Consider the following 12,283-nt stretch of genomic DNA (forward strand, 5'->3'; position numbering starts at 1 on the left):
CGGGCTGGGAGCAAGAAAAAAGGCGGCCGCAGCCGCCCTTTTCCACCGGATTTTTACAACTTTTACACGGCAAAGACGTGCTTGGCGCGCAGGGTCTTGCCCTCGGCCGCCAGCTGGATCAGGCGGTCGATATTGGGATGCTTGCCCGGATGCAGCTTGGCATCCTCGCTGTGCTCGGCATAGATCTCGATGCCCTTCAGCGCGGCCTGGGGCGTGATGGCGCCGTAGGTCTGGGCCAGGTGGTTGTAGACGGCGACGGAACCGGCGCTGCCCGGCTTGTTCTCGATGGTGGCGACGGTATTGCCTTCGGCATCGAGCAGGTTGATGGCGGCCAGGTGGGAAATGCCCGGCAGCTTCTTCAGGTTTTCAGCAAAGCTCATGGGGAAACTCTGGTTGTAGTTCTTGGGAGAAAAAAATCAGCGCCGGCGCAGCATGCCAAACAGCACGCCGGTGATGGCGCAGGCCGAGGCGATGCCGAAGGCGATGGCCTTGATGCCCCGCTCGGGCCCGTAGACGCCGAGCAGCAGGCCGGCCAGCAGCAGGCCCAGCAACAGGCCGGCCAGGCCGCCCTGGCGGGCGCCCCGGACCATGGCCTTCTGCCGGGCTTCAAGACAGTCGGGGCAGAGGTCGCTCCGACGGTCCTCCATGGGCTGATCGCAGCGGGGGCAGCGCATGGGCTTAGATGCGCTTGGCCAGTTCGGCAGCCTTGCCGGTGTAGTCCCAGGGCGTCAGCTTGAGCAGTTCGGCCTTGGCGGCTTCCGGGATTTCCAGGGACTGCACGAAGGTCTGCATGCCTTCGCGGGTGACGCGGGTGCCCCGGGTCAGTTCCTTGAGCTTCTCGTAGGCCTGGGGCACGGCGTAGCGGCGCATCACGGTCTGGATCGGCTCGGCCAGCAGTTCCCAGTTGGCGTTGAGGTCGTCGTGCATGGCCTGGGCATTCACTTCCAGCTTGTTCAGGCCGCGCAGCAGGGAATCGTAGCCGAGCAGGGCGTAGCCGAGGCCGACGCCCATGTTGCGCAGCACGGTGGAGTCGGTCAGGTCGCGCTGCCAGCGGGAGATGGGCAGCTTCTCGGAGAGGTGCTTCAAGACGGCGTTGGCCAGGCCCAGGTTGCCTTCGGAGTTCTCGAAGTCGATGGGATTGACCTTGTGCGGCATGGTGGAGGAACCCACTTCGCCGGCCTTCACCTTCTGCTTGAAGAAGCCCAGGGAGATGTAGCCCCAGACGTCCCGGTCCAGGTCGATGAGGATGGTGTTGGTGCGGGCGAAGGCGTCATACAGTTCGGCCATGGCGTCATGGGGCTCGATCTGGATGGTGTAGGGGTTGAATTCCAGGCCCAGGCTCTCGACGAAGCGCTTGGCGAAGCCTTCCCAGTCGAAGCCGGGGTAGGCGGCCAGGTGGGCGTTGTAGTTGCCGACGGCGCCGTTGATTTTGCCCAGCAGGCCGACCTCGGCGATGCGGACGCGGGCCCGGTTGAGGCGATAGACGGCGTTGGCCAGTTCCTTGCCCATGGTGGAAGGCGTCGCCGGCTGGCCATGGGTGCGGCTCATCATGGGCACCTCGGCCAGTTCATGGGCCAGGTCGCGCAGGCGGCCGATGACCTTGTCCAGGGAGGGCAGCATCACCTCGTCCCGGGCGGCCTTGAGCATGAGGGCGTGGGAGAGGTTGTTGATGTCTTCGGAGGTGCAGGCGAAGTGGATGAATTCGGTGACCTTGGTGACTTCGGCGTTGGCCTTGGTCTTGTCCTTGATCCAGTATTCCAGGGCCTTCACGTCGTGGTTGGTGGTGGCCTCGATGGCCTTCACCTCGGCGGCCTGTTCGGGGCCGAAACCGGCCACCAGGGCGTCCAGCTCGGCCACGGTGGCGGCGGAGAAGGCGGGGATTTCGGCGAAATGGGGTTCAGCCGCCAGGGCCTTGAGCCATTCGATTTCCACCTGGAGGCGGCGGCGGATCAGGCCGTACTCGGAGAACTGGGGACGCAGGGCATCCACCTTGCCGGCATAGCGGCCGTCCAGGGGGGAAAGGGCGGTGAGAGCGTGAAGAGACATGGAATGGGTATCCTGTTGAGCCAAGAGCGGAATTTTACCCGCCGGGCAAAGGTCTGGGCAAACCGGAATTGCCGTCCCCGAACCAGCACGGCATGGCGTACGTGACTTGCTTGGCAGGGGACGGTGGTCCGGGGTGTTATACTTTGCCTCCCCATCCGGCCGGGCCTGCCCGGTCGAAAACACGCATACAGACAACGAGAAGCTCATGAAACTGATCGGTTCCTACACCAGCCCCTTCGTGCGCAAGGTACGGGTGGTCCTGGCGGAAAAGAAGATCGAGGCCGAGTTCGAAATCGAGTCGCCGTGGACGCCGGAAAGCCGCGTTCCGGAGCACAACCCCCTGGGCAAGATTCCCGTCCTGCTGCTGGACGACGGCACGCCCCTGTTCGATTCCCGGGTCATCGTCGAATACCTGGACAACGTCACCCCCAACAACAAGCTGATGCCCGCCCCCAACCGGGAACGCATGGAAGTGAAGCGCTGGGAGGCCCTGGCCGACGGCCTGCTGGAAGCGGCGGTGGCCACCTTCCTCGAAGGCAAGCGGCCGAAGCAGAAGCAGGATGGAGCCACCATCGCCCGGCAACGGGAAAAGATCCAGCGCACCCTGGACTACATGGCCAAGGAACTGGGCGAGAACCCCTGGTGTATGGGCACCCACTTCTCCCTGGCGGACATCGCCGTGGGCGTCGCCCTGGGCTACCTGGACTTCCGCTTTGCCGACATCGAATGGCGGCCGGCCTATCCGGGCCTGGCCCGCATCCACGAGAAGCTGATGCAGCGCCCCGCCTTCAGCGACACCCTGCCCCACGACTGAACGCCAGGGCTCGGCGGCCATTGCGCCTCCCCGAAAAAGGCTGCCCGCGGGCAGCCTTTTTTCTTGCCCCCGGCATTATCCTAGGGCGAAAGGGGACGGTTTTTCGGTAGAGTAGGGACTATCGCCGGGACACCGGGGTCAATGCAGGCAGAGGCAGGAGGCTGGCATGGAATATGGGCACGATCATCCCACCCGCCACATTCTGGTGGTGGACGACGAACTGAGCATCCTCCATGCCGTGGAGCGGGAGCTCAAGGGCCGCCGCCTGGGCCGCTATGCCTTCACCGTGGCCGGTTTCACCGACCCGCGCCAGGCCCTGGTGGCGGCCGAGCGGCAGACCTTCGACGCCGTCATCAGCGACTTCCGCATGCCGGGCATGGACGGCCTGGAATTCCTCAAGGCCCTGGCGGCCATCCAGCCGGACTGTCCCCGCCTGGTCCTGAGCGGCCAGACCGACATGGACAGCCTGGTGCGCATGGTCAATGAAACCCACATCTACCGGTTCATCGCCAAGCCCTGGCCGGCCTACATGCTGCAGGCCGCCCTCGCCCAGGCCATCGACTACGCCGAGACCCTGGCCGAAAACCGGCGCCTGGCCGAAGCGGCGCGCCAACGCCAGCTGTCGGAACTGCTGCCGGAACCGGCGGCGGTGGAACAGCTGCTGATCGTGGACGACGACATGGGCGTGCTCAACAGCCTGGCCCGGGTGCTCACCCACCACAGCAAGTCCGACGGCCTCTTCGCCGCCATCCTGGCCGAACAGCACGGCCAGCCCCGCCGCCGGACCCTGGCGGAGGACCACATCAGCGTCCAGATCACCCCCTCCCCCGCCTACGCCCTGCAGATGGCCGAGCGGGTCGCCTTTTCCTGCATCATCGCCGACTACCGCATGCCGGAGATGAACGGGATCGAACTGCTGCAGCGCTTTGCCGCCCGCCAGCCGGACTGCAGCCGCATCCTCATCAGCGGCCAGATCGGCGAGGCCGAACTGGCCCAGGCCATCCAGCAGGCCCACATCTTCGCCTTCGTCGAAAAGCCCTGGAGCGACTTCGAACTGAAGGCCAACATCGCCCTCGCCCTGGCCCAGCACCGCCTGCAGCTGGAAAACCGCTGGCTGGCGGCATTCATGCGGCCGGAGGCGGAGCCGGCGGCTTCCGGAGTCTTCCCAGGATGATTGAAAACGACCTGCCCGAGGCGGGGGACGCCCCCCTGCACCAGGAAACCGTCCTGGTGGTGGACGACACCAAGGAAAACCTCACCGTCATCGGCGAGCTGCTCAATCCCCACTACAACGTGCGCATCGCCAACAGCGGCCAGCGGGCCCTGAAGGTGGCCAACAGCACCCCGGTGCCGGACCTGATCCTGCTCGACATCATGATGCCGGAGATGGACGGCTACGAAACCCTGGCCGAGCTGCGGGCCAATCCGGCCACCCGGCACATTCCGGTGATCTTCGTCACGGCCCTGGATGCGGACGAGGACGAGGAGCGGGGCCTGGCCCTGGGGGCCGTGGATTACATCGCCAAGCCCATCCGCCCGGCCATCCTGCTGGGACGCATCCGCACCCAGCTGGACCTGAAGCTGGCCCAGGACCAGCTGCGCCGGCAGAACGCCTCCCTGGAGGCGGAAGTGCAGCGCCGGGTGGCGGAAAACCTGGCCATCCAGGAACAGGGGCAGCGCAACGAGGCCCGTCTCAACCGCATGCGGCAGCTGATCCTTTCCTCCGCCAGCGAAGGCATCTTCGGCGTGGACGTGGAGGGGCGCATCAATTTCATCAACCCGGCCGCCACGGCCCTGCTGGGCTACACCGAGGAGGAACTGCTCGGCCAGGACTCCCACCGCATGCTGCACCACTCCCACATCGACGGCAGCCACTACGCCGTCGAAGACTGCCCCATGCACCTGTGCCTGCACTCCGGCATCACCATCCGGGACCGGGAAAGCACCCTCTGGCACCGGGACGGCACGCCCCTGCCCCTGGAGTGCTCCCACACCCCCATCGTCGAGGACGGCAGGATCATCGGCGCCGTCACCACCCTGCGCGACATCCGGGACCGCAAGCGCTACCTGGAACAGCTGGAGCGCCACTCCAACTACGACGAACTGACGGACCTGCCCAACCGCAACCTGCTCTACGACCGCCTCAACCACAATATCGAGGTGTGCCGCCGCAGCGGCATGAACATCGCCGTCCTCACCCTCAACCTGGACCGCTTCAAGAGCATCAACGACACCCTGGGCCGGGCCGCCGGCGACCAGGTGCTGCGGGAAGTGGCCCAGCGCCTGGGGCGCCAGGTGCGCAAGATGGACACCCTGGCCCGCCTCGAAGGGGACGAGTTCGTGCTGGTGGTGGAGGTGGCCACGGCCGAGCAGTCCAGCGCCTTCGCCCAGCCCATCCTGAAGGCCCTGGCCAATCCCTTCCACGTGGCGGAGCGGGAGTTTTTCCTGTCCGGCAGCATCGGCATCGCCACTTTTCCCAAGGACGGCGACAACGGCGAGGAACTGCTGCGCAACGCCGACGCCGCCATGTACAAGGCCAAGACCAAGGGCGGCAACCGCTTCCAGTTCTACACGGCGGAAATGAACCAGCGCTCCCTGGAGCGCCTGGACCTGGAAAACGGCCTGCGCCGGGCCATCGACCAGGGCGAGCTGGTGGTGTACTACCAGCCCCAGGTAAACCTGCGCAACGGCGCCATCATCGGCGCCGAAGCCCTGGTGCGCTGGCAGGACCCGGAGAAGGGCCTGGTCATGCCCGGCTCCTTCATCGCCCTGGCGGAGGAAACCGGCCTCATCGTGCCCCTCGGCGAATGGGTGCTGCGCACCGCCTGCAGCCAGAACAAGGCCTGGCAGGACGCGGGCCTGCCCAAGATTCCCGTAGCGGTGAATCTGTCCGCCCGCCAGTTCGCCGCCCAGGATGTGGTGGAGCTGGCCGCCCGCATCCTGCACGACACCGGGCTGGCCCCCAACTACCTGGAACTGGAGCTGACGGAGAGCGCCGTCATGGCCGACGCCGAGGCCTTCATCCGCGCCACGGAAAAGCTCAAGGGCCTCTCCATCGCCCTCTCCATCGACGACTTCGGCACCGGCTTCTCCTCCCTCAGTTACCTCAAGCGCTTCGCCATCGACCGGCTGAAAATCGACCAGACCTTCGTCCGCGACATCACCCACGATCCCGACAGCGCTTCCATCGCCCTGGCCATCATTTCCCTGGCCCATAGCCTGAAGCTGCTGGCCATTGCCGAAGGGGTGGAGACGGAGGCCCAGCTCAATTTCCTGCGGGCCCGCAATTGCGACGAAATGCAGGGCTACTTCTTCAGCCCGGCCCTGCCCGCCGACGAATTCGAGGCCATGCTGCGCCAGGGCCGCAAGCTGGAGTTCCAGCCCGAGTCCAAGGTACCCGGACGCACCCTGCTGCTGGTGGACGACGAACCTGGGATTCTCTCGGCCCTGAAACGCCTTTTCCGCCGCGAAGGCTACGTCATCCTCACCGCCAACAGCGGCAAGGAGGGCCTGGACATCCTGGCCGGCCACGACGTCGGGGTCATCATTTCCGACGCCCGCATGCCGGAGATGGACGGTGCCGAATTTCTGGGCAAGGTGCGGGCCATGTACCCGGACACCATGCGCATCATCCTTTCCGGCTACACCGACCTGAAGGCCGTCACCAGTGCGGTGAACCGGGGCGAACTGTTCAAGTTCCTGACCAAGCCCTGGGACGACGGCGAACTGCTGGAAACAATCCGGGACGCCTTCCGCCAGTACGAAATGCGCAAGCCGCCGCCCGCCGACGGCGCCGCGCCGGAGCACTGAGGCCGGCTGGGAAAGCCGGCCGTGCCTGTGCTACCCTTTTGACATGTCCCGCCGCCCCAGCGTGCGGCCACTCCCTCATTCAGGAATGCAGATCGTGGACCAAAACAACATCCGCCACATCCTCGTTGTGGACGACGAGCCCAACATTGTCAGCGCCGTGCAACGGGAGCTGGCCTCGCCGCCCCACGGCCGCTACCGCTATCAGGTGACCGGCTGCACCGACCCGCTGCAGGCCCTGGCCAAGGCCCGGGAACAGAGTTTCGACGCGGTCATCAGCGACTACCGCATGCCCGACATGGACGGCCTGGAGTTCCTCAAGGAACTGACTCTGTTGCAGCCCGAATGCGCCCGCCTGGTGCTGAGCGGCCAGACCGACATGGCCACCCTGATCCGCATGGTCAACGAGACCCACATCTACCGCTTCATTCCCAAGCCCTGGCACGACTACTACCTGAAAAGCTCCCTGGCCCAGGCCATCGGCTATCACCAGACCCTGCGCCAGCACCGGGAACTGGCGGCTGTGGTGCGGCAGCGGCAGATCAGCGTGCCGCCCCTGCCCGAAGGCAACATGGAGCAGATCCTGATCGTGGATCACGACCCGGGCGTACTCGGCTCCCTCTCCCGGGTGCTCACCCACCACTCCGAGGTGGACGACCTCTACCTGGCGATCCGTGCCGAAGTGGCCCACGCCACCACGCCGGTGCTGCAGGAAGGCAAGATCAGCGTGCAGGTCACGCCCTCGGCCCGCCACGCCCTGGAGCTGGTGAAGAACAACACCTTCTCCTGCATCATCGCCGACCGCAAGATGCCGGAAATGGACGGAGTGGAGTTGCTGCAGCGCTTTGCCGACCTGCAGCCCGACTGCTTCCGCATCCTCATCAGCAACGAAATCTGCGAAGGCGACCTGATCCAGGCCATCGGCGGCGCCAACATCTTCGCCTTCATCCAGAAGCCCTGGAGCGATTTCGAACTGAAGAACAGCATCGCCCAGGCCCTGGCCCAGCGCCGCATGCTCCTGGAAAACCGGCAACTGGCCGAGATCGTGCAGCAGGCCGGCGCCGTGTAGCACCGGGGCCGGCCCCGCGCCGGCCCGGCCACAGCCGGTTTTACCCGCCCTCTAGCGGATGACGCCGCCGCCCAGGCAGACCCGGGACTCGTACAGCACCACCGACTGCCCCGGGGTCACGGCCCATTGGGGTTCGGCGAAATCGATCAGGCAGGATTCCCCATCCACCCGCTCCACCTCGCAGGGCGCGTCCTCCTGCCGGTAGCGGGTCTTGGCGCAATAGACCCAGTGGGGCCGCGGCGCCCGGCCCGAAACCCAGGACAGGTCATGGGCTTCCAGGCGGCCCGAGAGCAGGGCCGGATGGTCGTGGCCCTGGACCACGTAGAGCACGTTGGCCGCCACGTCCTTCTTCGCCACGAACCAGGCATCGTGCTCGCCGTTGGCCTTCTGGCCGCCGGCCAGGCCGCCGATGTGCAGGCCCTTGCGCTGGCCGATGGTGTGGTAGGTCATGCCGTCGTGTTCCCCCAGCACCTTGCCGCTGTCCAGATCCCGGATCTCGCCCTTCTGCGGCGGCAGGTAGCGCATCAGGAAATCCTTGAAGGGCCGCTCGCCGATGAAGCAGATGCCGGTGGAGTCCTTCTTCGCCGCCACGTGCAGTCCTTCCTCCAGGGCCAGCTTGCGCACGTCCCGCTTGTACCAGTCGGCCAGGGGGAAGAGGGTCTTGGACAGCTGGGCCTGGTTGAGGCGGTGCAGGAAGTAGCTCTGGTCCTTGGTGCCGTCCTCGGCCTTGAGCAGTTGGTACTCGACGCCGACGCCGGCCGGATGGGGCACTTCCCGCACCCCGGCATAGTGGCCGGTGGCGATCTTGTCGGCTCCCAGCTGCATGGCGTGGTCGAGGAAGGCCTTGAACTTGATTTCCGAGTTGCACAGGATGTCCGGATTGGGGGTGCGGCCGGCCTGATATTCCTTGAGGAACTCGGCGAAGACCCGCTCCTTGTACTCCTTGGCGAAATTCACCACCTCCACGTCGATGCCGATGGTGTCAGCCACGCTCATGACGTCGATGAGGTCCTGGCGGGAGGAGCAGTATTCCTCATTGTCGTCGTCCTCCCAGTTTTTCATGAAGAGGCCCACCACCTTCCAGCCCTGGCGCTTCAGCAGCAGGGCTGCGACGGAGGAATCCACCCCGCCGGAAAGACCGACCACGACCGTACCTTTTTCCTGTGCTGCGCTCATTGCTTCACCTGTCTTTCCATCTGTTCCTGGACCGCCTCGGCCACCCGGTGCCGTGCTTCCGGGTCCCGGCCGTCCAGCCAATCCTCGAAGGGGATGACAGCCGGCGTCTCCCCGTAGTCAAAAAACCAGCTATCCACCGCAAACTTTTCCCCGTTGCCGTCCTCGATGGCGGCGGTCCAGTGATCGAAGATCAGGCCGCGGCGCCGCATCTGGCGGGGCAGCAGGGTGTGGTAGCGCAGCCAGCCGCGGCCGGCCAGCAACTCGATGAAATGGGTGGTGTTGGTGGAGTGGTCGATGCAGTCCATGCGCCCCTCCACCGCGTCGTCCTCGGAATTGCCGCCCTTGTCGCGCCAGATGGGCGTCTGGGTGCCGGCGATGCGGTACAGGCGGGCCACCGCCTCGGCCAGGAAGCGGCGCTCGGACTCGGCGTCCCGGGCCTTGAGCATTTCCCGCCCGATGGCGTCCAGCTGGGCCCGACTCACCTCCACTTCCGTCTGCACCGTGCAGCCGTAGTTGTAGCAGAGTCCCACCGGCTCCGCGGCGGCCCCCAGAGGCAGCCCCAGAGCCAGTATTGCAGCGACGAGGACTCTCATGAATAGTGGGTGATGAGGTCCAGGGGATGGCGCTTGCCGGCCACGTAGTCCTCGATGCAGCGCAGGATCAGGGGGCTGCGGTGGCGTTCCGCCGTGGCCCGCACCTCCTCCAGGGTCAGCCAGCGGGCGCCGATGATGCCCGTATCCAGGGCCCGGCCTTCCTCGAAACCTTCAATCTCGCCGGTGAAGGCGAAGCGCAGGTAGGTGATGTCGCCGGCCGGCCGCGGCCACTGGTAGATACCGACCAGGGCGGTGGGACGGAAACGGTAGGCGGTTTCCTCCAGGCACTCCCGGGCACAGGCGTGCGCCAGGGACTCGCCCTCGTCCAGATGGCCGGCAGGCTGGTTGAAGCGCAGACCGTCGTCGGTCTCTTCTTCCACCAGGAGAAAACGGCCGTCCCGCTCGACGACGGCGGCCACGGTGACATTGGGTTTCCAGACGGGTGCCATGGGAATTCCGGATTGCGCAAAGGCCGCATTTTACCCCCAGGCCCAAGGCCGGGGCCAGCCGTCATGCCGCGCCGCACCAATGCAGGCGGTGCGGATTTGGGCTAGAATTTCGGACTTTATCGAACACGCAGCGAACGGAGATTCAACATGTCTATGTCGGACCGCGACGGTTTCATTTGGCAAGACGGCAAACTGGTGCCCTGGCGCGAAGCCACCACCCATGCCCTCACCCACTCCCTGCACTACGGCATGGCCGTGTTCGAGGGCGTCCGGGCTTACCAGACCGACAAGGGCACCGCCATCTTCCGTCTGCAGGACCACACCCAGCGCCTGGCCCGTTCCGCCCACATCTTCCAGATGGCCCTGCCCTACAGCCAGGAAGAGCTGAACGAAGCCCAGAAGGAAGTGATCCGCGCCAACAACCTGGAATCCGGCTACATCCGCCCCCTGGCCTTCTACGGCTCCGAGAAGATGGGCGTTTCCCCCAAGGGCGCCAAGGTGCACGTCATCATCGCCGCCTGGCCCTGGGGCGCCTACCTGGGCGAGGAAGGCATGCAGCGCGGCATCCGCATCAAGACCTCCTCCTTCACCCGCCACCACGTGAATATCACCATGGTGCGGGCCAAGGCCTCCGGCAACTACATGAACTCCATCCTGGCCAACAACGAAGCCCTCACCGACGGCTACGACGAAGCCATGCTGCTGGACCCGGAAGGCTACGTCTGTGAAGGCGCCGGCGAGAACATCTTCATCGTCAAGAACGGCAAGCTGTACACCCCGGACCTGACCTCCTGCCTGGAAGGCATCACCCGCGCCACGGTGATCCAGCTGGCCGGCGAAATGGGCATCGAGGTGGTGGAAAAGCGCATCACCCGCGACGAAGTCTATTGCGCCGACGAGGCCTTCTTCACCGGCACCGCCGCCGAAGTGACCCCCATCCGCGAACTGGACAACCGCCAGATCGGCGTCGGCCACCGCGGCCCCGTCACCAAGGCCCTGCAGGAAAAGTACTTCGACGTGGTCAATGGCCGTTCCGCCGCCCACGCCGACTGGCTGGCCTTCGTTTAATCCTTTCGCCCGTTCCGAGACCGACCATGGCCGACAATCTGACCGTCGAAGTCACCGCCGACGACCTGCCCCTGCACTGCCCCACCCCCAAGGCTCCCCTGTGGAGCCAGCATCCCCGGGTGTTCCTGGACGTGCTGAAGACCGGCGAAGTGACCTGTCCCTACTGCAGCACCCGCTACGTCTTCAAGGGCGAAGCGCCCAAGGGTCACCACTGACCCCGTGCCGTTTCATGGAGGAGAGGCGATGACCTTGCGTCGCGGGCTCATCGTCGCCCCCTCCTGGATCGGCGACGCCGTCCTCGCCCAGCCCCTGCTCCAGCGCCTGCAGGAACGCCACCCGGGGCTGGTGCTCGATGCCCTGGCGCCCCGCTGGGTGGCGCCGGTGCTCTCCCGCATGGACGAGATCGGGGAAGTCCTGGACAACCCCTTCGCCCACGGCGAACTCAATCTCAAGGCCCGCTGGGCCCTCGGCCGCCAGCTGGCGGCCCGGGGCTACGACGCCGCCTGGGTCCTGCCCAATTCCCTGAAATCCGCCCTGGTCACCGCCTTCGCCGGCATTCCGCTGCGTGTCGGCTTCACCGGCGAGGCCCGCTACGGCCTGCTCAACTGCCGCCACACCCTGGACAAAAGCGCCACGCCCCTGATGGTGGAACGCTTCGCCCAACTGGCGGAAGCCCCCGGCCGACAGCCGCCCCGGCCCATTGCCCCGCCCCGCCTGCACTCCCGGGAGGCAGACCAGATGCGGACCCTGGCAGCCCTGGGCCTGGAACGCCCGTCCCGCCTGCTTGTCTGCTGCCCCGGTGCCGAGTACGGCCCCGCCAAACGCTGGCCCGAGGCCCACTACGCCAGCCTGGCCCGGGCCGCTGCCGCCCAGGGCTGGACCGTCTGGCTGCTGGGCTCCCACAAGGATGGGCCGGTAGGCGAAAGCATCGCCCAGGCCGCCGACGGTTGCGCCCGCAACCTGTGCGGCGCCACCAGCCTGGACCAGGCCATCGACCTGCTGGCCCTGGCCGACCACGTGGTCTGCAACGATTCCGGCCTGATGCACGTGGCCGCCGCCCTGGGGCGCGGCCTCACCGCCCTCTACGGTTCCTCCTCCCCCGGCTTCACGCCGCCCCTCAGCGAGCGGGCCACGGTGCTGCAGCTGGGCCTGGAATGCAGCCCCTGTTTCAAACGGGAGTGCCCCCTGGGGCACTTCAAATGCCTGCAGGACCTGGAACCTCTCCGGGTCCTGGACACTCTCCCCCGCTGACCGCCGGAGT

General features: G+C 66.2%; 13 protein-coding genes. 7 read left to right on the plus strand and 6 right to left on the minus strand.

All coding sequences use genetic code 11. The features are described 5' to 3' along the window. Positions 1-62: 62 nt before the first annotated feature. The 3 genes from AC1RTA_RS03425 to purB are packed head-to-tail and all read right to left on the minus strand — an operon-like array spanning position 63 to position 2,046. Positions 63-380 carry a DUF2322 family protein gene (locus AC1RTA_RS03425; protein WP_014238339.1) on the minus strand — a complete coding sequence of 106 codons (318 nt, stop codon included), beginning with the start codon at positions 378-380 and terminating at the stop codon, positions 63-65. Positions 381-416: 36 nt separating this feature from the next. Further along, entirely contained in the window at positions 417-647 is a 231-nt protein-coding gene (locus AC1RTA_RS03430) for a hypothetical protein (RefSeq protein WP_130458936.1), read from the minus strand. 31 nt (positions 648-678) lie between these two features. Continuing rightward, positions 679-2,046 carry an adenylosuccinate lyase gene (purB, locus tag AC1RTA_RS03435; RefSeq protein ID WP_130458937.1) on the minus strand — a complete coding sequence of 456 codons (1,368 nt, stop codon included), beginning with the start codon at positions 2,044-2,046 and terminating at the stop codon, positions 679-681. Positions 2,047-2,251: 205 nt separating this feature from the next. On the opposite strand from purB, the gene AC1RTA_RS03440 reads away from it, so the two are divergent. The 4 genes from AC1RTA_RS03440 to AC1RTA_RS03455 all read left to right on the plus strand — a co-directional run bounded on the left by AC1RTA_RS03440 (position 2,252) and on the right by AC1RTA_RS03455 (position 7,736). After that, on the plus strand, positions 2,252-2,860 hold the full coding sequence (locus AC1RTA_RS03440) for a glutathione S-transferase (RefSeq protein ID WP_014238342.1): 609 nt from the start codon (positions 2,252-2,254) through the stop codon (positions 2,858-2,860). A 166-nt stretch (positions 2,861-3,026) separates the two neighbouring features. Further along, on the plus strand, positions 3,027-4,034 hold the full coding sequence (locus tag AC1RTA_RS03445) for a response regulator (RefSeq protein WP_014238343.1): 1,008 nt from the start codon (positions 3,027-3,029) through the stop codon (positions 4,032-4,034). Next, positions 4,031-6,670 carry an EAL domain-containing protein gene (locus tag AC1RTA_RS03450; RefSeq protein WP_205231016.1) on the plus strand — a complete coding sequence of 880 codons (2,640 nt, stop codon included), beginning with the start codon at positions 4,031-4,033 and terminating at the stop codon, positions 6,668-6,670. Before AC1RTA_RS03445 ends, AC1RTA_RS03450 begins: the two co-directional genes overlap by 4 nt. Before the next feature lie 85 nt (positions 6,671-6,755). Beyond that, positions 6,756-7,736: a response regulator gene (locus AC1RTA_RS03455; protein WP_492783958.1), complete on the plus strand. Its 981-nt coding sequence runs from the start codon at positions 6,756-6,758 to the stop codon at positions 7,734-7,736. Positions 7,737-7,787: 51 nt separating this feature from the next. Here AC1RTA_RS03455 and mnmA read toward each other — a convergent pair whose 3' ends face one another. Genes mnmA through AC1RTA_RS03470 form a run of 3 tightly spaced genes read right to left on the minus strand, consistent with a single transcriptional unit; the run spans position 7,788 to position 9,954 of the window. Beyond that, complete coding sequence (gene mnmA / locus AC1RTA_RS03460) at positions 7,788-8,912, minus strand: tRNA 2-thiouridine(34) synthase MnmA (RefSeq protein WP_130458941.1); 1,125 nt, start codon at positions 8,910-8,912, stop codon at positions 7,788-7,790. Beyond that, positions 8,909-9,505, minus strand: coding sequence for a hypothetical protein (locus tag AC1RTA_RS03465; protein ID WP_492783959.1), 597 nt, complete (start codon positions 9,503-9,505; stop codon positions 8,909-8,911). The genes mnmA and AC1RTA_RS03465 overlap by 4 nt, the downstream gene beginning before the upstream one ends. Continuing rightward, complete coding sequence (locus tag AC1RTA_RS03470; protein ID WP_492783960.1) at positions 9,502-9,954, minus strand: NUDIX hydrolase; 453 nt, start codon at positions 9,952-9,954, stop codon at positions 9,502-9,504. Before AC1RTA_RS03470 ends, AC1RTA_RS03465 begins: the two co-directional genes overlap by 4 nt. 147 nt (positions 9,955-10,101) lie before the next feature. On the opposite strand from AC1RTA_RS03470, the gene AC1RTA_RS03475 reads away from it, so the two are divergent. Genes AC1RTA_RS03475 through waaF form a run of 3 tightly spaced genes read left to right on the plus strand, consistent with a single transcriptional unit; the run spans position 10,102 to position 12,273 of the window. Beyond that, positions 10,102-11,022: a branched-chain amino acid transaminase gene (locus AC1RTA_RS03475; protein WP_014238349.1), complete on the plus strand. Its 921-nt coding sequence runs from the start codon at positions 10,102-10,104 to the stop codon at positions 11,020-11,022. Between the two features lie 26 nt (positions 11,023-11,048). Continuing rightward, entirely contained in the window at positions 11,049-11,237 is a 189-nt protein-coding gene (locus AC1RTA_RS03480) for a zinc-finger domain-containing protein (protein ID WP_014238350.1), read from the plus strand. A gap of 28 nt (positions 11,238-11,265) precedes the next feature. Beyond that, on the plus strand, positions 11,266-12,273 hold the full coding sequence (waaF, locus tag AC1RTA_RS03485) for a lipopolysaccharide heptosyltransferase II (RefSeq protein ID WP_492783961.1): 1,008 nt from the start codon (positions 11,266-11,268) through the stop codon (positions 12,271-12,273). Positions 12,274-12,283: the final 10 nt, after the last annotated feature.

This window comes from Azospira sp. MPR-E4 (genome assembly GCF_058809645.1).